The 23,447-nt window shown below is 58.0% G+C and carries 17 protein-coding genes; 6 read left to right on the forward strand and 11 right to left on the reverse strand.

The annotated features are described in order from the left end of the window. Positions 1-96: 96 nt before the first annotated feature. Together ACA075_RS09965 and ACA075_RS09970 are read right to left on the reverse strand one after the other, a co-directional pair. A complete protein-coding gene (locus ACA075_RS09965; protein ID WP_497298304.1) occupies positions 97-1,767 on the reverse strand; it encodes a bifunctional protein-serine/threonine kinase/phosphatase in 1,671 nt (556 codons plus the stop codon). 7 nt (positions 1,768-1,774) lie between these two features. After that, positions 1,775-2,986, reverse strand: coding sequence for a nitrate/nitrite transporter (locus ACA075_RS09970; RefSeq protein WP_219096380.1), 1,212 nt, complete (start codon positions 2,984-2,986; stop codon positions 1,775-1,777). Positions 2,987-3,029: 43 nt separating this feature from the next. On the opposite strand from ACA075_RS09970, the gene ACA075_RS09975 reads away from it, so the two are divergent. Continuing rightward, a complete protein-coding gene (locus ACA075_RS09975; RefSeq protein WP_497298305.1) occupies positions 3,030-3,209 on the forward strand; it encodes a hypothetical protein in 180 nt (59 codons plus the stop codon). A 117-nt stretch (positions 3,210-3,326) separates the two neighbouring features. Here the strand turns inward: ACA075_RS09975 and ACA075_RS09980 are convergent, their stop codons facing one another. Continuing rightward, positions 3,327-3,902: an ANTAR domain-containing response regulator gene (locus ACA075_RS09980; protein WP_008146285.1), complete on the reverse strand. Its 576-nt coding sequence runs from the start codon at positions 3,900-3,902 to the stop codon at positions 3,327-3,329. 15 nt (positions 3,903-3,917) lie between these two features. Next, the gene (locus ACA075_RS09985) at positions 3,918-5,129 is read right to left on the reverse strand and encodes a CmpA/NrtA family ABC transporter substrate-binding protein (RefSeq protein ID WP_497298306.1); all 1,212 of its coding nucleotides are present in this window, start codon (positions 5,127-5,129) and stop codon (positions 3,918-3,920) included. A gap of 231 nt (positions 5,130-5,360) precedes the next feature. Between ACA075_RS09985 and ACA075_RS09990 the strand changes: the two genes are divergently transcribed. Continuing rightward, entirely contained in the window at positions 5,361-6,380 is a 1,020-nt protein-coding gene (locus ACA075_RS09990; RefSeq protein WP_497298307.1) for a quinone-dependent dihydroorotate dehydrogenase, read from the forward strand. Positions 6,381-6,663: 283 nt separating this feature from the next. Here the strand turns inward: ACA075_RS09990 and rmf are convergent, their stop codons facing one another. Beyond that, entirely contained in the window at positions 6,664-6,879 is a 216-nt protein-coding gene (gene rmf / locus ACA075_RS09995) for a ribosome modulation factor (protein ID WP_003223300.1), read from the reverse strand. A gap of 529 nt (positions 6,880-7,408) precedes the next feature. On the opposite strand from rmf, the gene rlmKL reads away from it, so the two are divergent. Continuing rightward, entirely contained in the window at positions 7,409-9,685 is a 2,277-nt protein-coding gene (gene rlmKL / locus ACA075_RS10000) for a bifunctional 23S rRNA (guanine(2069)-N(7))-methyltransferase RlmK/23S rRNA (guanine(2445)-N(2))-methyltransferase RlmL (RefSeq protein WP_497298308.1), read from the forward strand. A 141-nt stretch (positions 9,686-9,826) separates the two neighbouring features. Continuing rightward, positions 9,827-12,229, forward strand: a complete 2,403-nt coding sequence (locus ACA075_RS10005) for a sensor domain-containing diguanylate cyclase (protein ID WP_497298309.1) — start codon at positions 9,827-9,829, stop codon at positions 12,227-12,229. A gap of 135 nt (positions 12,230-12,364) precedes the next feature. Here ACA075_RS10005 and dacB read toward each other — a convergent pair whose 3' ends face one another. From dacB to ACA075_RS10020, 3 genes are all read right to left on the reverse strand, one after another. Continuing rightward, the gene (gene dacB, locus ACA075_RS10010) at positions 12,365-13,825 is read right to left on the reverse strand and encodes a D-alanyl-D-alanine carboxypeptidase/D-alanyl-D-alanine endopeptidase (RefSeq protein ID WP_497298311.1); all 1,461 of its coding nucleotides are present in this window, start codon (positions 13,823-13,825) and stop codon (positions 12,365-12,367) included. 1,019 nt (positions 13,826-14,844) lie between these two features. Next, entirely contained in the window at positions 14,845-15,603 is a 759-nt protein-coding gene (locus ACA075_RS10015) for a hypothetical protein (RefSeq protein ID WP_497298312.1), read from the reverse strand. After that, positions 15,603-16,496 (reverse strand): TIR domain-containing protein, encoded by an 894-nt coding sequence (locus tag ACA075_RS10020; protein WP_497298313.1) that lies wholly within the window; start codon positions 16,494-16,496, stop codon positions 15,603-15,605. Before ACA075_RS10020 ends, ACA075_RS10015 begins: the two co-directional genes overlap by 1 nt. Before the next feature lie 902 nt (positions 16,497-17,398). On the opposite strand from ACA075_RS10020, the gene ACA075_RS10025 reads away from it, so the two are divergent. Together ACA075_RS10025 and ACA075_RS10030 are read left to right on the forward strand one after the other, a co-directional pair. Continuing rightward, positions 17,399-18,316 carry a hypothetical protein gene (locus ACA075_RS10025; RefSeq protein ID WP_497298314.1) on the forward strand — a complete coding sequence of 306 codons (918 nt, stop codon included), beginning with the start codon at positions 17,399-17,401 and terminating at the stop codon, positions 18,314-18,316. Positions 18,317-18,323: 7 nt separating this feature from the next. Beyond that, complete coding sequence (locus ACA075_RS10030) at positions 18,324-19,673, forward strand: phosphoribosyltransferase-like protein (RefSeq protein ID WP_497298315.1); 1,350 nt, start codon at positions 18,324-18,326, stop codon at positions 19,671-19,673. Between the two features lie 40 nt (positions 19,674-19,713). Here the strand turns inward: ACA075_RS10030 and ACA075_RS10035 are convergent, their stop codons facing one another. From ACA075_RS10035 to ACA075_RS10045, 3 genes are all read right to left on the reverse strand, one after another. Further along, positions 19,714-20,745 carry an AAA family ATPase gene (locus tag ACA075_RS10035; RefSeq protein ID WP_497298317.1) on the reverse strand — a complete coding sequence of 344 codons (1,032 nt, stop codon included), beginning with the start codon at positions 20,743-20,745 and terminating at the stop codon, positions 19,714-19,716. Next, a complete protein-coding gene (locus ACA075_RS10040) occupies positions 20,730-22,298 on the reverse strand; it encodes an ATP-dependent nuclease (RefSeq protein WP_497298318.1) in 1,569 nt (522 codons plus the stop codon). Before ACA075_RS10040 ends, ACA075_RS10035 begins: the two co-directional genes overlap by 16 nt. A gap of 79 nt (positions 22,299-22,377) precedes the next feature. Continuing rightward, the gene (locus ACA075_RS10045) at positions 22,378-23,298 is read right to left on the reverse strand and encodes a hypothetical protein (protein ID WP_497298319.1); all 921 of its coding nucleotides are present in this window, start codon (positions 23,296-23,298) and stop codon (positions 22,378-22,380) included. Between the last annotated feature and the right edge of the window lie 149 nt (positions 23,299-23,447).

Below are 23,447 nucleotides of genomic sequence, written 5' to 3' on the forward strand. Positions count from 1 at the left end.
AGGCGCTGCGGTGTGACAGTTACATCGTGCGTGCAGGGTTTACGACTGCTCCGCAGCCGAACGCAGGCTTCGCCAGCTGCTACAGAGGGTTCGATGTCAGCCATGAAACAGCAAAACCAGCAGCACTAGATTCACCACCAACATCACCAACGCCATTGTCCGCCAGACCTTCAGCGGCTCGCGCTCCAGCAGCGGTCTGGGCCGCACACTCAAACTGCGTCGCTCTGCCTGTTCCAACAGCAGCAACCATTCTTCCGCCGTTTCAAAGCGTTGACCCGGATCCGCTGCGACCGCGCGCTCCAGGCTTTGCGCGATCCAGTCCGGCAGATCGGGGCGGTAGCGGCTGGCGCTGACGGGCACGCCAAAGCGTGGACGCTGGAAGGCTTCGATTTCGCCGTAGGGATAATGCCCGGTCAGCAGGAAATACAAGGTCACACCGACCGCGTACAGATCCTGTTGCGGTGTCGGTGCCTCACCGGCAAAGGCTTCCGGCGCGATGTAGCTCGGCGTGCCGGGCAGGGTCATGGGTTGATCCTCGGACAGGCCCGGACAGTAGGCGAGGCCGAAATCCAGCAGGCGCAACTCACCGTCGTCGCCCAGCAACAGGTTCTCCGGTTTGATGTCGCGGTGAAGAATCTGCCGGCGATGCAGCATGCCGACGGCCTTCAGCAGACGCTCGGCCAGATCCTGCCATTGCGCCAGCGGCAGCGCGGCAACCCGTTCGTGCAGCTGCGCCAGAGTGGAGCCGGAATATTCGCGCATCACGTAATACAAATGCTGACGCTGACTGGCGGCATGGACTTCAGGGAAATGCCGTCCGGCCACGCGCTTGAGAAACCATTCCTCCGACAGCAATGCCTGCCCGGCGAGGTGATCGTCGCGCAGTGCACCGGGCAAGGTTTTCAGCAGCCAGGGTTGTTGCTGGCTGTCGCGAACCCGATAGAGCAGCGACTGCTGGCTCTGGCCGAGCATCCCTTCGACCTGCCATCCCTCGAACGTCTGGCCCGGTTTCAGCGCGGGTGGCAGCGGCCATTGCTGCAGATGAATCAGCGCATCGCCAATGCTCGTCTCACCGAGGGCATCGACCCGCACCAACAGGGCGCTGGCATTGTCCTGACTGCCCGCCAGGTGCGCTGCGCTGACCAGGGTTTGCGCCGCGCTGTGCAGGTCCGGTTGGTCGCGCAGAATCGCCGCAATGGCGGTGTCGCCCAGTACAGCCCAGATGCCGTCGCTGAGCAGCACAAAGCTCTCATCGAGGCGAAGTTCACCGTCGAGAAAGTCCAGGACCAAATGCTGATCGAGCCCCAGCGCACGCTTGAGCACATGCTGCATGCCCGGTTGATCCCATACGTGATCCTCGCTGACCCGTTGCAAGGTGTCGGCGTGCCAGCGATACACCCGGCAATCGCCGACATGGGCCAAGGTAAAACGCCTACCTCGCATGACCAAAGCACTGACAGTGGTGAGCAGCGGTTGCCCACCGCCGTTGGCCTGCAACCAGCGATTTTGCGCCAGCAGCAGGCGATCCAGCGCTTGCGCGACACCCCAGGTTTCCGGCGTGGCGTAATAGTCCAGCGCCAGGGCCTGCAAGGTCGAACGGGCGGCGAGACCGCCATCGGCGCACTGGCTGACCCCGTCGGCGATGGCGAACAGGTAACCCTTGCTCGCCGCCAGCGCCGGGGCCGGAGTGACCAGGCGCAGGGCGTCCTGATTTTCCTCGCGAGGGCCGATGGCGCTCGCTTCGGCAAAGCTCAGTTGCAGGCTCATTGCGGCCTCAGACCCGGGCAGCGGTCACAGCGGCCGAACCCCAGGTGGTTCTCCAGCGACGCTTCACGCCGTGCAGGCCGAACCAGGCCAGAACGCCAAGGCTGGCGAACAACCACAGGGCCAGTTGATAACTGCCGGTGCTTTGCTTGATCGCGCCCATGCCCGCCGCCAGTGCGAAACCACCGATGCCGCCAGCCATGCCAATCAAGCCTGTCATTACGCCGATCTCTCGACGAAAACGCTGCGGGACCAATTGGAAAACCGCGCCGTTACCCGCACCCAAACCGAGCATGGTGCAGACGAAAAGTGCCAGTGCCGCGTAGGAACTCGGCAGGTTGAAACCCACCGCGGCGATGCAGATCGCTGCAACCGTGTACATCCCCAGCAACGTGCGAATCCCGCCGAAACGGTCGGCCAGGGCGCCGCCCAGTGGACGCATCAGGCTGCCGCCGAACACGCAGGCCGCGGTGTAGTAGCCGGCGGTGACCGGGCTCAGGCCGTATTGGTCGTTGAAGTAGCCGGGCAGGGCACTGGCCAGGCCGATGAAGCCGCCGAAGGTCACGCTGTAGAAAAACATGAACCACCAACTGTCGCGGTCGCCCAAGGCCTTGAAGTAGTCGGACATGGACTTGGCTTTCGGCCGCTCAGGCGCGTTTTTGGCCAGCCAAGCGAACACGATGAGGGTCAGGATCAGCGGGATCAGGGCGAAACCGAACACATTGCTCCAGCCAAAAGCGGCGGCCAGTACCGGGGCGATCAATGCGGCAAGCACGGTGCCCGAATTGCCGGCACCGGCGATGCCCATGGCCTTGCCTTGATGCTGCGGTGGATACCATTGCGAGGCCAGCGGCAGCGCGACGGCGAACGACGCACCGGCCATGCCGAGGAACAGACCCAGCACCAAGGCTTGTTCATAACTGTGAATGCCGAGTTTCCAGGCACCGAACAGCGCACAGATGACGATCACCTGGCCGATCAGCCCGGCGGTTTTTGGCGACAGGCGATCGGCCAGCAGGCCCATGACAAAACGCAGCACGGCGCCGGCCAGAATCGGCGTGGCCACTACGAGCCCGCGCTGTTGGGTGGTCAGGTGCAAGTCGGCAGCGATCTGCACCGCCAGGGGGCCGAGCAGGTACCAGACCATGAAACTCAGGTCGAAATAGAGGAAGGCCGCGAACAATGTCGGGGTATGGCCAGATTTCCAGAAGCTTGAATTCATCGCGCACCTCAGCTGTAGGGAGTCTCGAGAAGGAGTCAGGAGCTTGCAGGTGGGGCGCCGCCTCGGCCGCACCACCGGCCCCGATCTCTGGGGCCAAAACGAAAAAACGCCGCCACCCGATTCGCCGTGGGCAAATGAGGTGAGCGACGTCTTTGTCGTAGGTGGGGCAACCGCCGTTGGTTACCTATGTGGATTACTTAGCGAGATCTGTGCCAACAGGTGAAACCGAGTTGCGGCCATTCGCGAGCAAGCCCGCTCCCACAATGGAATTGCGTCGTACACAAATCAACTGTGGGAGCGGGCTTGCTCGCGAAGGCGATAGAGCATTCACCACAGGGCTTCAGCCGAGCAGCTCACTCATGGCAATAATTTGCTCCGCCACTTGAATCAGCTTCTGCTGCCGGCTCATGGCCTGGCGGCGCATGAGGGTGTAGGCCTCTTCCTCGTTGCAGTCCTTCATCTTCATCAACAGCCCCTTGGCCAGTTCGATGCGCTTGCGCTCGGCCAGTTGCTGGTCGCGGGCGTTGAGCTGGGCGCGCAGGGCCTGGTCGCTTTCAAAGCGTGCCATGGCGACGTCGAGAATCGGCTGCAAGCGTTGTGCGTGAATGCCTTCGACGATGTAGGCACTGACCCCGGACTTGATCGCCTGACGCATCACGTCGGGGTCGTGTTCATCGGTAAACATCACAATCGGCCGCGGTTGGTCGCGACTCACGAGCACCACTTGTTCCATCACATCGCGGCTCGGTGACTCGGTATCGATCAGGATCACGTCCGGGCGCACTGTTTCGACGCGCGCGGGCAGGTCGATGGTCAGGCCCGACTCGTCGATCACCTCGAACCCGGCTTCGGTCAGGGCCGCTTTCAGGCGACCGACTTTCTTCGCAGTGTCGTTGATCAGCAGGATACGCAACATATTCGCAGTCTCCTGTCAGCGGCTGGCGAGAAGGGGCGAGCTGTCGCTCATGGCGTGCAGCTTGAAACTGCGGGCATAGCCGACCGGGTCGGAGCCGTCCCAGATTTTTCCGTCAATCAACTGGCTGCTGCGCATGTCCTCACCCTCGGTGGCAACACCGACTGCGCTGGCGGCCTCACGGTACACGTCCAGTTGCTGGACCTCACGGGCCACCCCGAGGTAATCCGGGTCGTCGCGCAACAAGCCCCAGCGGCGGAACTGTGTCATGAACCACATGCCATCGGACAAGTACGGCACGTTGACCTCACCGCCCGCATGGAAGCGCAGCGCGTGCGGGTCCTGCCAGCGATTGCCGAGGCCATCGGCGTAGTCGCCGAGCAAGCGCGGTTCGATGCAATCGAGCGGTGCGTCAAGGTATTCGGGCGCGCTCAATAGCTTCGCGGTGCTGCGGCGGTTTTCGTTGCTGTCTTCGATGAAGCGACTGGCTTCGAGGATCGCCATCACCAACGCCCGGGCGGTGTTGGGGTACTGCTCGACAAAGGCGCGGGTGCAGCCGAGGACTTTTTCCGGGTGATCGGGCCAGATGGCCTGGGTCGTTGCCATGGTGAACCCTAGGTTCTGCTTCACCGCGCTGGCGGACCACGGTTCGCCGACGCAGAAACCATCAATGCGCCCGGCTTGCAGGTGCGCGACCATTTGCGGCGGCGGCACCACCACACTGTCGACATCCTGTAACGGATGAATGCCCTGACTCGCGAGCCAGTAATACAGCCACATGGCGTGGGTGCCTGTCGGAAATGTCTGGGCGAAGGTCAGTTTTGGGCGACTTTGGTGCACGCGCCGGTCCAGTGCTTCAGGACTGGTCACCCCCAAGGCCTGCAAACCATGAGAAAGGTTGATGCTCTGGCCGTTCTGGTTCAGGCCCATGAGCACCGCCATGTCGGTCGGCGCCACGCCGCCGATGCCCAGGTGCACGGCGTAGATCAAGCCGTACAGGCTGTGGGCGGCGTCGAGTTCGCCGCTGACCAGTTTGTCCCGCAGGTTGGCCCAGGACGACTGGCGCTTGAGGTTCAGGGTCAGGCCATAAGGCTGCGCGAAACCCTGCGTGGCCGCGACCACCACCGAGGCGCAATCACTCAGGGCCATGAAGCCGAGATTGATTTCAGTTTTTTCCGGGGCATCGCTGCCATTGACCCAGGCCAGTGGCCCCGCTGTGGTTTCATTCATGGCTAAACACCTTCCAAAAAAAAGCGCCGTACCGGGCTGCTTGCCGGGGCAAGGCCAAGTGACGACGCCTTTGTCTTTCGACTCATCCCGCCGTTGGCATGAGTGCTGATGTCAGTGATGGTGCAAGGCATATGCCACCGCCCGCTGATTTTGTCGCGCGCCTCGCTTGCGACACCGATGCCCGGCTATAATCGCCGCCTCATTTCGCCGCCATTCGAGTCAAAACCGCCCATGTACACCCTGGCCCGTCAGCTGTTGTTCAAACTTTCCCCGGAAACCTCCCACGATCTGTCCCTGGACCTGATCGGCGCGGGCGGGCGTTTGGGCCTCAACGGTTTGCTGTGCAAGGCGCCGGCGAAAATGCCGGTGAACGTCATGGGCCTGGAATTTCCGAACCCGGTAGGTTTGGCGGCCGGTCTGGACAAGAACGGCGCGGCCATCGACGGGTTTGCCCAGCTGGGTTTCGGTTTTGTCGAAATCGGCACCATCACCCCGCGTCCGCAGCCGGGCAACCCGAAGCCACGGATTTTCCGCCTGCCGGAGGCCGAGGCGATCATCAACCGCATGGGGTTCAACAACCTCGGCGTCGATCACCTGCTGGCGCGCGTGGCGGCGGCCAAGTACAAGGGCGTGCTGGGCATCAACATCGGCAAGAACTTCGATACGCCGGTTGAGCGTGCGGTCGACGATTACCTGATCTGCCTGGATAAGGTCTACGCCCATGCCAGCTACGTGACGGTCAACGTCAGTTCGCCGAACACCCCTGGCCTGCGCAGCCTGCAATTCGGCGATTCGCTCAAGCAATTGCTCGCCGATCTGGCGACCCGTCGCGCAGAACTGGCGTTGCGCCACGGCAAACATGTACCGCTGGCGATCAAGATCGCGCCGGACATGACCGATGAAGAAACCGCGCAGGTCGCGCAAGCGTTGATCGAAACCGGGATGGACGCGGTGATCGCCACCAACACCACCCTGAGCCGCGTAGGCGTTGAAGGCATGGAGCATGGTGACGAAGCGGGCGGTCTGTCCGGCGCACCGGTTCGCGACAAGAGCACCCACACCGTGAAGGTGCTGGCAGCGGAACTGGCCGGTCGCTTGCCGATCATCGCCGTGGGCGGCATTACCGAAGGCAAGCACGCGGCCGAGAAAATCGCTGCGGGTGCTAGCCTGGTGCAGCTCTATTCCGGCTTCATCTACAAAGGCCCGGCGCTGATTCGCGAATCCGTCGACGCCATCGCCGCCCTGCGCTGAACCCTCTGTGAGCGGGCTTTTGTGGCGAGGGAGCTTGCTCCCGCTCGGCTGCGAAGCAGTCGAGTTTTTCCTGACAAACAATGTTGAGTGTTTGGAGGCTGCTTCGCAGCCCAGCGGGAGCAAGCTCCCTCGCCACAAGATCGATTTCACTCGCGGAAGGTTTTTGCAGGCATAAAAAAGGGCTCCTCGAAGGAGCCCCTGGGCCGGAGCCCGCCGCCCGGATGGGGCGTGCGTGTTAAGTCGTTACGTAACCAGATTGTCGTGTCGGAGTGTGTGCCCTGTGTTAGCCGACGGCGTGAAGTTCGTTGAGTCTGTGGATTCCCGCAGTGCCGGTCATACCGTCCCAGTTGTCGCCGCGTCCTTCTCGCCAGCCGTTAATCCAGGCTTGGCGTACCGACGGTAGAGTAAATGGGCAAAGCTCACGGGATTTGCCACCAACGCCATATTGATATCCGCGCAAAAATGCTCTTTCCAACGGATCACGCTTAAGTCTTCTCATAGGGTGTTGCCCTCACTTGTTGACTGTATTTATCGCGTCGACCTCAATTGAGGTCTGGCAGAAAAACTCCTGCCGTTGGGGCTCGCTGCCGGCGTCGCGAGCCAAGGTGTTGACGTCGTTGCGGCGTCAACCTGTGTTGAGTTCTAACCAATGCGTCACATCGAGGGAATGATCGTTTTGTCATAAGAACGTAACCATAAAGATGCTAAGGCCATAAGTAACACGATGTTTGTCCCGTGTTTATTGGTCAAAGCCCTGTATGATCGGCCCCCCACAGAATGATGGAGTTAATCCTTTGTGAGAATGGCTCCTGTTAAGCAGCAGGATTATTCGACGAAGGGTCGACTTATGACATTTTGTTGCATCAACTTTTTTATCTGCCTGTGCATCTAAGCTCTTCTAACCTGAGCAGCACAGGTGGGACGGCACACCTTCGTGCCACGCGGGCGCTCTTTTAGAAAAGCGCCTGATTGAAAACCGGGCCGGCAATGCGTTGCCGGTTCACTTAGCTAAAGGCTCTGAAATTCCAATGTCCGATCAATTCGAAATCTTCCTCACTTGCCCCAAAGGCCTTGAAGGCCTGCTGATCGAGGAAGCCGTCGGGCTTGGCCTTGAAGAAGCACGTGAGCACACCTCTGCCGTGCGCGGCATGGCCACCATGGAAACCGCTTATCGCCTGTGCCTGTGGTCGCGTCTGGCGAACCGGGTGCTGCTGGTGCTCAAGCGTTTCCCGATGAAGGACGCCGAAGACCTGTACCACGGCGTGCTCGACATCGAGTGGCAAGACCACATGCTCAACGACGGCACCCTGGCCGTAGAGTTCAGCGGCCACGGCTCGGGCATCGACAACACGCACTTCGGCGCCTTGAAAGTCAAAGACGCCATCGTCGACAAACTGCGCACTCCGCAGGGCGATCGTCCGTCCATCGACAAGCTCAACCCGGACCTGCGCATTCACCTGCGCCTGGACCGTGGCGAAGCCATTTTGTCCCTCGACCTCTCCGGCCACAGCCTGCACCAGCGCGGTTATCGTTTGCAGCAGGGCGCGGCGCCGCTGAAGGAAAACCTCGCGGCCGCGATCCTGATCCGTTCCGGCTGGCCACGCATTGCGGCCGATGGCGGCGCACTGGCTGACCCGATGTGCGGTGTCGGCACGTTCCTCGTCGAAGCCGCGATGATCGCCGCCGACATGGCGCCGAACCTGCGTCGCGAGCAGTGGGGCTTCACCGCCTGGCTCGGCCACGTGCCGGCGCTGTGGAAAAAACTTCACGAAGAAGCCACCGAACGCGCTGCCGCCGGTCTGGCCAAGCCACCGCTGTGGATTCGCGGTTACGAAGCCGATCCGCGCCTGATTCAACCAGGCCGCAACAACGTCGAACGTGCAGGCCTGAGTGAGTGGATCAAGATCTACCAGGGCGAAGTCGGCACGTTCGAGCCGCGTCCGGACCAGAACCAGAAAGGTCTGGTCATCTGCAACCCGCCATACGGCGAGCGTCTGGGCGACGAGGCGAGCCTGCTCTACCTCTACCAGAACCTTGGCGAGCGTCTGCGTCAGGCCTGCCTGAACTGGGAAGCGGCGGTGTTCACCGGCGCGCCGGACCTGGGCAAGCGCATGGGCATCCGCAGCCACAAACAGTATTCGTTCTGGAACGGCGCCTTGCCGTGCAAATTGCTGCTGATCAAAGTCACGCCGGACCAGTTCGTCACCGGCGAGCGTCGCACCCCGGAACAGCGTCAGGTCGAGCGTGAACAAGTTCAAGCCGAAATCGAAGTCGCCGACAACGACGTAGCGCCAGGCAAATACGAGAAGTACAACAAGAACGGCAACCCGATCAAACCGGCCCCGGTGGTGATCGAGCAGCCGCGCTTGAGCGAAGGCGGGCAGATGTTCGCCAACCGCCTGCAAAAGAACCTCAAGGCGTTGGGCAAGTGGGTCAAGCGCGAGGGCATTGATTGCTACCGCGTCTACGATGCCGACATGCCGGAATATTCCATGGCCATCGACCTGTATCAGGATTGGGTCCATGTCCAGGAATACGCCGCGCCGAAGTCCATCGACCCGGAAAAAGCGTCGGCACGCATGTTCGATGCCTTGGCGGCGATTCCGCAGGCCTTGAACATCGACAAGAGCCGCGTGGTGGTCAAGCGCCGCGAGCGTCAGAGCGGCACCAAGCAGTACGAACGCCAAGCGGCGCAGGGCAAGTTTGTCGAGGTCAACGAAGGCGGCGTGAAGCTGCTGGTCAACCTCACCGACTACCTCGACACCGGGCTGTTCCTCGACCACCGCCCAATGCGTATGCGCATCCAGAAAGAGGCGGCCGGCAAGCGCTTCCTTAACCTGTATTGCTACACCGCGACCGCCAGCGTTCACGCGGCCAAGGGCGGCGCGCGCAGCACCACCAGCGTCGACCTGTCGAAAACCTACCTGGACTGGGCGCGTCGCAACCTGTCGCTGAACGGTTTCTCCGACAAGAACCGTCTGGAGCAGGGTGACGTGATGGCGTGGCTCGATGCCTGCCGTGACGAGTACGACCTGATCTTCATCGACCCGCCAACATTCTCCAACTCCAAGCGCATGGAAGGGATCTTCGACGTACAGCGCGATCAGGTGCAATTGATCGATCTGGCCATGGCGCGCTTGGCGCCGGGTGGCGTGTTGTACTTCTCCAACAACTTCCGCAAGTTCGCGCTCGAGGAAAACCTCGCCGCGCGTTATGCCGTTGAAGAAATCACCGCCCAGACCATCGATCCGGATTTCGCCCGTAATGGCAAGATCCACCGTGCCTGGAAAATCACAGCGCGTTGACGGATAAGTGATTGGATCCACAGAGCCTTGATTTTTAAAGGCTCTTTGGTTCTTTCTGTGCTGGTCAAATTAGTGGCTAATAGCTATAACTCAACTCATGGCCAATGGGCTTTCCCGCACCTGGCGTTTTGAGTTGCGTTTATGTCGTTGCACGCCGTGCGTCCCAAGATCCTGGGTTTTATCAGTGAAGATGTCTCGGCCTGGCTGGTCGCGCTGCTGGTATTGCTCGTCGGTGGGATTCTCACGGGATTGCTGGCCTGGTCGACGCTGAATCTGTATCACCATCAATTACGGCAACGTTTCCAGCTGCTCGCCAGCGAACGTTACAGCCGCATCGAAGAACGTTTCGAAGATCAGGAGCAGCGCCTTGACGGCCTGCGCCGGTTCTTCGCCAATTCCGAGTCGGTCTCGCGCGAGGAGTTCGACGGCTACACCCAACCGTTGCTGCACCGCACGCAGGCGTATTCATTCGCGGCGCGGGTCACCCGTGCCGAGCGGGCGGAGTTCGAGCGCAAGGTGCGCGAAGAAGAAGGTTTGAACGACTTCACACTGCGTGAGCTCAATGCCGAGGGCCAGCTGCAATTGGCCGCCGAACGGGATGAATACGTGGCGGTGCTCTACAGCCAGACCCGAAGCCGACTCGGCTCGCCGCTGGGGTACGACTTGTTTGCCCAGCCGTTACGCCGCGCCACCCTTGATCGGGCCGACAAGTTGGGCAGCATGGCCGTCTCGCAGCCGATGCATCTGGTGGGTATTGAGCCGGCGTATGCGCGTGGCGTGCTGCTGGTAGCGCCGGTGAAGCGTCAGAGTGATGCGGCGACGCCAAGCGCCAAACCCTACGGTTATGTCATGGCCGTGATCAGCATGCGTCAGTTGCTGGCGGACGGGTTGCCGGAGGCCAGTTATGACTATCTTTCGGTGCGCATCCTCGACCTGTCCACCGACGATCAGCATGAAGTGCTTTACGAGTCCTATAACTCGCCTGCGCCCAGTGAATTGTCCGCGACACGCCTGTTGCGTATGGCCGACCACGACTATCAAGTCGATATCCTGCCCAGCGAAGCCTTTCTGAAAGCCAACCATTCCTCAGTGACCAGCCTGGTGGTGCTCGGTGGTTTGCTCAGTGTGCTGTTCAGTGCGCTGCTCTACGTGTTGGTCAGCCAACGCCAGCGCGCACTGAAAATGGTCGAGCAGCGCACCCAGGAACTGCACGCCCGCGAGCAGGAATTGCGCGGCACTCACGGCCAGTTGCGCGGCGTACTGAATGCGGCGACCCAGGTGGCGATCATCGCCACGGACCTGCGTGGCGTCATCAGCACCTTCAACGCCGGGGCCGAGCAAATGCTGGGTTACCCCAGCGCGGAAGTGGTGGGGCGCATGACCCTGGAAAACCTGCACTTTCCCCGAGAGCTGGTCGCACGCTCGGCAGAATTGAGTGCGCGGTATGGTAAGCCGATTCCGACCTGTCAGGCGATGTTGGTCGAAGGCGCAGAGGAGGGCGGTCACGAAGCGCGGGAGTGGACACTGGTCCGTCAGGATGGCAGCCATTTGACCGTGAACATGCTCGCGACCCCGGTCCTTGACGAGCAGGGCCTGTGGGTCGGGCATCTGGCGGTCTGCATCGACATCACCGAACGCAAGCGTGTCCACGAAGCCCTGGCTGCGCGCGACCTGTTGCTGAAAAAACTCAGCGCCCATGTGCCCGGTGGCATTTATCAATTCAAGATGGAATTCGACGGTCGCTTCAGCGTGATCTACGCCAGCGACGGGATTCGCGAGATCTACGAACTCGAGCCGGATGTGCTGCTGCTCAACGCGGAAGCGATTTTCACGCGGATTCATCCACAGGACACGACCCGCGTTCGCGCCTCGATCCGCGCGTCGGCGGACACCCTCAGCCCGTGGCGCGAGGAATACCGGGTACAGCTGCCTCAACGCGGCCTGCGCTGGGTGCGCGGCGAGGCGACCCCGGAGGAACTGCCGGGCGGCGGCGTGCTCTGGCATGGTTACATCTCGGACATTTCCGACCTGAAGCGGGTGGAAGAAGAGCTGCGGGCGCTGTCGATTACCGACTCTCTGACCGGAATTCACAACCGTCGCTACTTTCAAGAACGCCTGACCACTGAGATGGCCCGGGTAGAGCGCGGTGGTGGCGAGTTGTCGGTGATCATGCTCGACATCGACCACTTCAAGCGCATCAATGACCAGCATGGCCATGCCGTGGGCGACCGGGTGTTGCAGGTCGTGTGCGAACGCATCGGTCATCGTCTGCGACGTACTGACGTGTTCTGTCGCCTGGGTGGTGAGGAATTCATGGTGCTGTGCCCGGACATCGACGCAGAGCATGCCCATGTCCTGGCCTTACAGCTGTGGCAAGGCTTGCGCAGTTCACCGATCGAAGGCGTCGGGGTGGTTACCGCGAGTTTCGGGATTGCCAGTTGGCGAGTCGGGGAAGGCGCGGATGCGCTGTTGCTGCGGGCGGATTCTGGGGTTTATGCGGCGAAGCAGGCGGGACGGGATCGCGTTGAAGGAGAGATGAACTAAGCCTTCATGCTGACCCTGTAGGAGCGAGCCTGCTCGCGAATGCGGTTTGCCAGTCAACATTGATCTCGACTGACACACGCTCATCGCGGGCAAGCCCGCTCCTACATTGGATCTGTTGTGTCGTGTAGATCGGGGTTAGAGCACCGAAGCTGTTTCCGGCACTTTCGGCTGGCGATACAGGTCCAGCAGCACTTGATCCAGTACCGACGATGCGCCAAACGGGGCCTTGTCGTTGAGAATCGCCACCACCGCCCAGGTGTTGCCATTGACGTCACGGCTGAAGCCGGAGATCGCGCGCACGGTGTTCAGGGTGCCGGTTTTGACGTGGGCTTCGCCGCGCATCGCCGTGGTTTTCAGGCGTTTGCGCATGGTGCCGTCGGTGCCGGCAATCGGCATCGAGCTGATGAACTCGGCGGAGTAGGGGCTGCGCCACGCGGCTTGCAGCATCGCCGCCATTTCACGGGCGCTCACACGTTCGGCGCGAGACAGGCCGGAGCCGTTCTCCATCACCAGGTGCGGCGCGGTGATGCCTTTCTTCGCCAGCCACTGACGCACCACGCGCTGGGCAGCCTTGGCGTCGTCACCGTCGGCGTCGGTGCGGAATTTCTGGCCCAGGCTCAGGAACAACTGCTGAGCCATGGTGTTGTTGCTGTATTTGTTGATGTCGCGAATGATTTCCGCCAGATCCGGCGAGTAGGCCCGGGCCAGCACTTTGGCGTTGCTCGGCGTTGGCGCCAGACGATCCTTGCCCTGGATGCTGCCGCCCAGTTCCTTCCAGATCGCCCGCACGGCACCGGCGGTGTAGGTTGCGTGGTCGAGCAGCGACAGATACGTCTGCGAGCTGCAGCCATCGCCCAACTGACCGCCGACCGTCACGGTCACGCTGCCATCGGCCTGGGTCACCGGGTTGTAACGCACGCCACCGGTGCATTGCTTGGAATTGACCGCTTTGACCTGGTTTTCAATATTGATGCTGGCAATCGGCGGTTCCACCGACACCAGCACCCGGCCGTTGTCGTTGCGCGCCACGAAGCGCAAGGCCTTGAGGTTGACCATCAGCGAGTCGGGTTTGACCAGGAACGGTTTGTTCTCGTCATTGCCGTCGTCGTTGAACTCCGGCAGTTGCGGTTGCACGAAGAAACTGCGGTCGAGCACCAGGTCGCCAGTGATTTGCGTCACGCCGTTGGCGCGCAGGTCACGCATCAGCAGCCAGAGTTTTTCCATGTTCAGTTTCGGATCACCGCCACCCTTTAGGTAGAGGTTGCCGTTGAGGATGCCGCCGCTGAGGGTGCCGTCGGTGTAGAACTCGGTTTTCCACTGATGGTTCGGACCGAGCATTTCCAGCGCGGCATAGGTGGTTACCAGCTTCATGGTCGAGGCCGGGTTGACCGAAACGTCGGCGTTGTAAATGGTCGGCGTGCCCGGGCCGTTCAACGGAATCATTACCAGCGACAGAGCGCTGTCCGGAAGCTTGCTGGCCTTGAGGGCTTTTTCGACGTTGGGGGACAGACCGGTGTTGATGGAGGCGGCGGAAACGGAGAAGGCCAGAGGAAGAAGGAAACCGGCCAGCAACAAGGGACGCAAAGATTTGATCATGTGAAATAGAACCCTGCATTCGAGGGGAAAAAAGGCGAGGGCATGAAGATAAATTCCCTCAGTGGTCATGAAAGTGTCGGCATTATGCCCCAAGGTGTAACGGCTTGTGCCTTGCCGAGGCCCTCTAATCCGCAATTTTTTTACCGACGGTCAGCGACGCGCCCCAGAGAGTCGGGCAATTAGCGGCTTAAACTGCTAAAGTGCCGCCCGTTATTACTTATGAGGATTGTTCCAATGGCGACTAACCGTTCCCAGCGTCTGCGCAAAAAACTGTGCGTCGATGAATTTCAAGTTTTGCTAATTAGCAAAAAATAACCCGAATGTTGTCAAAAACGCTTTTCCCCTCTTTCCTCTGATTCCCCGCTCTCCCCATAGGCATCCAGCCGCCTCCAGCCTTCAGCCGATCTATCCCCTGGCTCTAAACTAAAATCTTTGAGTTTCTTCCCACGCCCTGCAAAGCGCGAAATGCCATATAGTTTTGGCCTTTTCAGCCACGCCACTGTCCTGCACAACACGACACCGTCATGCCTAACACGGCACTGTCACGTCTAAACGGTACGAAATTTCCGACTCAGACCAGGAGTAAGTCGCGGATCTTTTCGTTGTACGCCGCCATAGCTGACACCCAGAACTGACACTCCAGAACTGAAACCCCACAGTGGGTTTATGACACGCTTATAGAGCCTGTACTGACGCTGCTGGGCCTGTTGAGTTTCGGTGTGCCGATGACCAAGGAACACCGATTCCCTGGACTGGCGAGCGCTGATAAAGCATGTACGGGATCTTTTCGATCCATCTGCGCGGGTGGGAAATGAGCCAAGAAGCCAAGAAGCCAAGAAGTCACTGCCAAAGGAGCCCCGCGTGCCGATTGCTACGAGCAGGTGATTCTTTTCGTTCGAGTGGGTGCGGACTTTGGCATGGAGCCTAATCCGCAGTGAAGTTCCCAGTGAAGTCCGCAGTGAAGCCTGATGCAGACCACCACAAAGAATAGAGCTGTCCGTTTTGTCCCCAAACGTGGCTTAACCCTTACGAACCTCAAATCCTACCAATTTCTTCGGCAGGTCTTGGAGCTTGTCAAAGCGAAGTGTGCCTGAGGCCGTACTCGGCCACGCTTTCTTGAGGTTATCTGAGACTCGAACAGTGTTCACGCCAGAGCTCAATTTGGAGGCTTCCCAGACGCATTGCCCGATGGCCTTCGGTTGCATAAATGCCGGGGTACCTACAAGCGTTACGATTGCATGGCTCAGGGATAGCCCTGCACCGATTGACAGATTAGGCAGGTCAAATCGCTCAGCCAAAAGTTCGTTGACGACTCGCCTCGCCCCCGTTACGCAGTTATCTGCAACGAGATAGGCCTCGCGGACGGTTTTAGGCCGATCGGTTGGATCTACCTTGAACAGGATGAGGGCCCCGTCACCGAGGTACTCGGTAACATGGCCATCTTCGAATAGCGCGGTCGTGGCTAGGGCTGGGAGCAGCGCTGAGGTCTCATAGTAGACTCGCTGAAAACCGCTGTTGATCGATGGAAATTTCTGGAGGTTCTGCAGGCGATCAGTCGAGTTGCGCATGTCAACGACGAGAGCGACAAACTCTGTCACTTCAGGCTCCCCTTTCGTGACGAAGGGGTGACCAGGGATGTTGCTTTCAGTCCCCGCTCTGGCCTCCATAGAGGCGTTGATGCTGTCCATGACCATCCCGACTTTTCTCCAAGTACGGATAGCCTCGTCAAGGCCGTCTACTGCGGCTTGGCGAACCAGCGCTATTTGATGGTCGTCCATTACAGCAGCTTCCTGAAGTGTCGTTTAACCTTGTCCCAGACCTGATTCTCCTGAGTGTCCTTCATGTCCTTCGGGTAGTAAATGATGCTCAGGCCTTTGAGGTCGCTCGGGAGTTTTACGTCAATCCCTTGCGGAGCCATCAGTACAGTACGTTTGCGTCCAAAGCGACCCACGAAAAGCCCAAGCTCGAACAGGACATTGTCCCGTGGCATGGATTGCTCTAGGTTGCGGGACGTCACCATGTCGTCATCGTTAGCTATGACCACTGCGAAATCTGCGCGACTCAGTTCCGCCTCAAGGTCATCCATGGGGTAGCTGGAAAGATGGAAAATTTGCGGCATGCTCCAAGGTGCGTATTCCAGACTGGAATCGTGTTCGAAATGTTGGATGCCGCTTTGGACGACAGAGAGCGCTTCGGCAGAAGAAATAGCAAAAATGCGGTGTTTTGCACGTGGCTTGGCGACGTTGGCATTCCGGATAGCGATCCGTTTTGCTAAATCCAAGGCAAAGGCGTGTGATGCTTGGGGAAACTCTTGCAGAAAGGCTTTGAAATGCTCCCGTGAGAGCTGCAAGGCCACGACCTCGTCGCGAGCGTTCACCGTGCTTGTGCGAGACGTCACGTAGACGGCAGCAATCTCGCCCACATAGTTGCCAGCTTCGAACGACTCGACCAAGACGTGTTTGCCGATGCTGATCTTCACCGAGCCTGTCAGCAAAAAGAAGACGTCTGTAGTCTGCTCGCCAAGAGTGATTAGCTCCTCGTTGCTCTGAAAAGCCTTCAGATCCCCATGCTCTGCCAAGTAGTTCGCACGTGCCTGGTCGTGTTTGACCAGTGGCTGAATCAGGAGCTGTTCAATCAGCTCTGCTTGATCACTTTTAAAGCGCTCCAACATTTACCGCATCCTTGTGCTTAATGATGTCTAAATGATGTCTCATGGGGCGTCGTGCGCGCAACTGGCGTTTGGTAGGATACAGACCAGCTCTATTTGAGGCGTCGCGGCGCGGTAGGTTGGACGGGGGGATAAGGTTCGCAGCTGCGACGTGCCCGATGTTTCGCCGGCTGGATTAGCTAGCCGAGGCGTGATGAAAGAAGGATAGGGATACAGGGATTGGCTTTTGCGAGTACAAAGTGGGTAGCGTTAGCTTGCTTGGTTTCAGTGACCTGCGTAGGTCATGATTCGAAGCACTCAGCGCAATGATCCTTGCATTTCAACAGTGAGGCAGGGCAACGCGGGCTTTGCGGCATCAATGGATGCACGGAGGCACACTGAATGCACATAAGCTTACTGGGTGGCACTACTCGGTCGAGCTTTAATCACGGGGCGTCTGTGAGTCGCCGGTTTGTAAAGCATTTCCGGCGTTTGGCTTTCACGTTGCGCTTTGTTTCTAAGGGTTTGACAAGCATGTGGCAGTCCATGCAAAATCTCTATATCCAACGAGTGTTCTTGCTACTAGCTAGGCGTGAACATTCGGCGCAGACAGCGTGACGCGGCAATAGATACGTAGCGTCATTCGGAGCATGGGACAAGTTTGCTGCGACTTACCTTTCTCTCGGTGCATCAGGAAACACAGAAAAAGATGCAGAACGCCTCGACCGAGGGTGACTGAAATGGGGCATGCCTTTTTATCTGTTGGACACAGAACTGATCATTTTGTCAGTAGGGCGCATGGAGGATATCTGGCCTTCCTTGGCGAAGAGATCGGCTTCGTCATGCATATCTAAACCGACGAACTCTCATTTGTTGACTCATCTCAGGCATATTTATGCTTGGGGTGAGGCTCGTCAGGACTAAATGTGGATAGCCATAACCGCCTCTCAGCATTTGAAATTCAACAAATCCGACTTTCTCTCCAGTTTAACCTGCGAAATCATGGGGTTAACCTGCTTGGCTCCCAGCTTGGGCAGTTCGTTGCAAAGGCTATTGCCCCCCGAACTGTCAAATCGCTAGGCGGTATTCGCAGCATCGTCGAGACCGATCTGAACGATGCTGTCGAGTTCGTTGAGCCCCGCCAGTCCGACTTTCTGTTCCGAATCAAGCTTGCGGCTACTAAGCCTGTGCGCGAGCTGGTCGAACCTACAACGGTGAGCGGTACGGAGCTCTGGCATTACTTCTCAAACCCGAATGCACGTTGCTTGCTTGGCATCGATGCTGCCCAGCAGATCATCGTAACCCCGGACAACATGCCATTCACGTCAGACGTAAAGCCGCTGCGAAGGATGCAGGTGGACGACTATCGGGAACTGGCTCTAGCGTATGCGCAGGAGCAGGTTGACGATGGCTTCCGTGAAGAACTGATGGAGCTGTTGGACGACGGCTGGTTCTATTCCAAGTGGATCAATTGCCTGCGTCACAACCGAAGCCAAGCAGCCAACCATCTCAAGTCTTGGGAAATCAGGCGCACTGAGCTAATCGTAACGCAGCTGCGTCAAGAGTTGGAACAAGCAGGGCTCGAACCTAGCCAAGCCACGGTGCTGGCTGACGGTGTTCGCCCGCAAGCACCAAAGAAATGGCCGACCGCAGAGGCACCCGCAGCCGTTCAGCCTACCGAGGCGGTCGCTCAAGCGGTGCATGAAGATGGTGACACGAAGGAGCTGCAAGATCTTCGAGATTTGCTCCGTCAAGCCGTGGATCAAATGTCTCTGGCCGATCTGAAGGCGATTCGGGTACCTATTGGTATCTTGCTAGCGCTTCAGGCCAAGTCCAGGGGTTAATGCTGACATGCGGCCGCTGCTTATTCTGGCTGAGACCAGGCATCTCCCGAAAATCAAAGAGCTTGTTCAAGTCTATGGGCACCCGGCTGTAGTCGATAAGTTCGTTCGCATCATTGACGTCGATCTGACGCTGGATATCGAAACAGGGCGGATCTACCTGGAAATACAGACAGCTCTGCAGGCAAAGCGTCCTGATAATGCTTCTGAAGGGTATACGGTATGCGCGACCTCAGATCTCGCCGGAAAGCTGAGCCTAAAGACATTGCTGCAGCCGCAAAATATCAAGCTGGAGATCTACAGCGGTAAAGCGTTGGCCAAGGTCTTGCGCCCTGATGATCCGAAGAAACCGGAGTTGGCCAACATCCTGGGTTCGTGCGAACTCTCCATCAATACGGCTGCGTCGAAGCTTCTGGGGGCGTGGAGCCACTCCCTCATTGATGTCAACTCGCTCTCTGCCTGGAAAGGGCAGTTTGGCAAGCTTGGAAAATTCTCTTGGGTGGCTGACGCGATTCTTGCCAACACTGTACTGATTGCTCCACATGAGTTGGGCCGTCGTTTCGTTGAGTCTCCGCTTCCCCACGCTGATTCAGTCGTTTACAACAAGGATGGTCGTGGAACTATCAAGAGTGGAGAGGTTATCGCCAACCTGTTGACGAAGCGACTTCCAGGGCTGGAAATACTGGACTCCCTGACGGATGCCATCGAAAAGCATCCGGGTGGCAATATTGTCATGGTCGAGGATGGTTTGTGGACGGGAACCGAGGCTGTGGGTGTGTTCGAGAGTCTTCTGGGAAACCGGACTGCTAAAGAAAAAACCAAAGCGCTAAAAGATCCGGCGTTGCTGAAAGATGTGACCCTAACGCTGGTTTATGGCGTAACGACGGACTACGGCGTTTCGATGATCAACCGGTACCTGAGTGAGAAAGGCCTAGCCAATATCACGATTTTCAGCGCTGAAAAGCTAAACCTTACGTCTGCGCAACTGCTCCAGAACATTGCGGATCCTGCCTTTGATGTCAATGATCTCAAAAATTATGGCCCGGATCCGGTCGACATTACGCCTCATTTCTTTAGCCATTTTGGCTCGTTGCCCCAGAAACAGTTGGCTATCGATTTCTGCAAGGAGGTCGGGCAGCAGTTGTTCGACAACTACCTTGCTGACATGCAGGCTAAAGGTTGGAGTCCGTGGCCCGAAAGCAAGCGTGAGAAGTGCTGCTTTGGCATGAATGGACTGGGCCTAACCCATGCTTTTGGCCATTCGATTCCTAAGGCCAGCCTGCCGCTCCTGTGGTGTAAAGGCACGGTCGAATGGGCAGGACGCTCTGTAGAGTGGGTTCCACTGTTCGAAAACTCTTGAGTGGTCGGCAGGGTGGCGGAGCTAGTACGTCAGGGCTCCATCACCGACTCTGTTTGAATGGCTTGAACAGCTTATCTGAAACGAAAAATAGATTGCCTCTTGCACGCGAGCACGCCACGTATAGCTTGTTTCGAGTCTGGGGTTTGGCTTCGTGCAATTTTCCGCTTTGGTAGCGTTTCCATGCCTCCGAGCCCAAGACGACACAGACGTCTTGGAAGTCATCCATGCCTTTACTCGCTCCCCAGTTTTGCGAGTAACAACCGTACTTGCCATGCTCTTGCAGGAATAGCTTCACCACCGAAGGGTCGGCGTGCAGAGCATTGGCTTGGGCTTGTTCCAAGACCGTGACGATTTCACTGGCACGCTCCACATGCGAGCCCATCACGATCTGCAGCTTGGCGCTGATGAACTCGCATACTGACGTTGCGCATCGCCAACTGCGACCGAGGGTGGCCTTGTCGACGGCGACACCTGCGTCGCGAAATCGTTTTTCGTACTTGACCATGTCGTCATGCAGTGTGCTGTTAACACTGCCGTCTCGGCTCGTGTCGAACGTATGCTGATAGAAATCTCCAACGAAGGTCATATTCGCTTTGGCCTTGGAAATGTCTAACAGCAGGTTGAAATCGTGGCCGGCCAAATCCTGCACCTCATCGACATAAACGCAGTCGTAAAAGCGCTCTATGCGAGCCTGAATCGCGGGTATGCAGCCTTTCAGTTGCAGAAATTTCGCTAAGCGATTGTGGTAAAGCCTACGGCTGCCGTCACGGAAACGTGCAATGTCGGTCAACGGGATTTGGCGATTTGGCGGGCGCCTGAAGGTCAAACCTCGGCTGCCTATCTTCAGCTGCATCAACGGGCGGTAACAAAATCCGTGCAGGAACGAGAAATAGGTCATCAGGGTGATGTTGGATGGAATTGTCCCGAACTTCTGAATGATCCTGTTGCGCAGATGGCGGTAGTTATTTTCCGTGTACGTGATGATCAGCGCGCGCTGGTCGAGGCTAAGACGTTCGATCACGAGGCTGGTCTTACCGGATCCGGCCACCGCAAAGATCACGCTCTTATCCACTTGATCGCCTCCTGGATGTAAGCAGGAGCGATCAGATCACCCGCTTTATTCGTGAGCAACTCGAATGCCACGTCTGCCTTGTTCTTGAGCATGTACTCCTGAACCGTCAAGGTTTTACGTTCCTTGCCAAACAGATCGTCACACGTTTTCTGGTTGTCCAGGTACAAACCGATTTCGAACGTCGAGCGCTCATCGTTAGCGTCAGCAAAAATCTGAGCGCCGCCATAGAGACTCTCCTTGTAGTTTTCAACGCAATTTTGCTGGTGGTTACGGTCGTTGTCCCGGATCGCAGCCACCTTGATTCCTAGCAGCTTGCCCAACTCCAGGTAGCGCTTGAAACTGGTACCGCCGATGGAAATGATGTGGACGTCATCGGCCTGCGGGGTATTGCCTTGAGCATGCTGCTTGTAGAAGTGTTCGATGAGGATGAATTCGGCATCGCCCTCGACCAGGATGACGCGTTTCGAGAGCGCGAACTCAAGTACGTTGTTGTCCGGTGCCTTCATGAAAAATTCGGCGGTGGGTTCTGTCAGATCCTTCAGCCGTCCGGCTTTTTGCTCTGTACCCAAGAGCAGCGCATGACGAAGATCAAGACGGGAGCAGATGTGGCTGCTGTGAGTGGCAATGAAAAGTTGAGTGCCTTGGGTACGCGTGAGCCGCTCCACGAGCCGTTTCATATTCGTATGGCTCAGGTGGTTCTCAGGCTCTTCCAGCAGCAGTGCGTGTAGGCCGCCCTTGGCGTCGTGCTTCTGCAGCGCAAAGTTGGTCTTTATGAAGCACTGTTCCCCCTTGCCTCGGTTCTCGATCGGAATGCCGTCCTTGGTGATGACAAGGTCTGTCTCCAGGTTCGAGCGCACGCTGGTTCTGAGGGCAAACTGGTAGTCGCCCAGCGTTTCGTTAAGAGCCTTCAGGTTGTCTTTCTGAAAGCCTTCCTTTCCTTGACGGTACTGATTTTCGAGACGATATCGATCTGGTGCCTGCGTGTGGAATCCGAACACAGTTCGCGTGTATTCCCGGGCTGCGTATTCGGTATCGATTCGGGAGCTATCGATCAGCAGATGTTTCACCGGTCGCCTGTAGCTGACATGCGGAGCACCCGAGAACGTCGAGAAATGCACGGTGTAGTACTCGAACGGGAAGCTCTCCTTGTTAGTGTGCAGCAGCTCTAGAATCGTAGGGCCAAATTCCTCCACGAGGGGCACGATCGACATGCGCAAACCGTCGCTGTCGGTTCCCACAAGATTCTGATACCCGTACAAGCCTTGATCTGCGCCATCCTCAAGGAAGACGTCTACGATGACTTCTGGTAGCAGGTCGAGGCGCGCCGGCCCCGCCAGGAATTTCTTCACCGCAGCCTGATTGAGCAGGGCTTCATAGCCAATGGTCTCAACGCGACTTCGGCTTGCGCTGAGCGCCAGATCAAGAGCCAGTAAAACGCTGCTCTTACCCGTTTCGTTATCACCGATCAGCACGTTGGTGCCGGCATCAAAGAGGAGAGTCAACTCAGAAAAGCTTTTGAAGTTTTGCAGCACTAACTGTGTGATGGCCGGCATTTTCGCTCTCTCTAACCTGCTTAATGTGGTTATCTAATTGGCCCTGCCTTCTATCCTCATTGCATTGGCAGCACGGCATCTACTCTTCGATTTTGGAGACTTGTGTCTTTAGGACTAACGTAAGACTCAAGCGACGCCGAGTGAATGTGCTGTAGCGGCCGCCTTCTGGAGCAGGCGATGTCTTTGTGCTGTGCTTCCACATTCCAAGTACGACAATCTCATCGCCCTTATTGAAACCTTGCAGCCACGCAACATCGCGCGCCCAAATGCTCACCTCCAGCCCAATGCCGTTCGATGGGTCATTGGGATTGGGTCGGAACTTGTTCATTTGAATGTTCAGGACGTTTTGAGTTTTATTGCCATTAATTGCCGGCTTCATGCCGCCAACGATGCCTTGGATGGCGATCGGATGCTGAGCGGTGTTATTCGATACCGCATAGTGCGCTTCCATATGACGCTCAGGCTCGAAGTAGAATTGATTCCAGGCAACCTTGACATTGCCTTCAAACACCAGCTCTAAATGTTGTTCAATGTCATGGTCGTTGTCGCAAAGAGACCGAAGCCTCAAGGCTCTTTTGGCAGAGTTGATGTAGGCGGGCAGCAAGCCAGGATTGCGCGTATAGGTTTTGCCCGTTCTGGCCCTGGTTCCGTCCCCGTCCTCAGGTGTGGGGTTGGCACCTCTTTCCAGCGCTTCCTTGATCATGACTAGGCGCATGCGGTATCGATTGTTCTGGATGCTTTCGATCAGGTCTTCTGAGTTCTTCGCGATTTCCGTAATTTTCTCATCAACCCCGAAGCGACAGTTCGACGCATGCGCACCTTTGGGGTAGAGACGGAAGTAGCCTTGGACAAAAACAGGCTTGTCATACATTTCTTTGGGATAAGGAGGGTTGTGGGCGACTGGTGTGCCGCATTTGCACTGCAGAGGCTCCGCACCCATGCCTTTCGCATATGTAGCAGCTTCCCATCGAATGCCATTCTGGTCGAAGGCGTGATCCATCTTTATACCCATACAAACCCCTCATGCGTCTGGAGCCGACTTCCCTCTGGACTCCTGAATCTCAAATGGCACAGCCGGCTGCGTGGAACGCTCTGACTCGCAGCAGGCAATGAGCCATCAGTGTACTGACCGGGCGTGCTGCTGCAAGC

The sequence above is a fragment of the Pseudomonas sp. LBUM1663 genome (genome assembly GCF_059695905.1).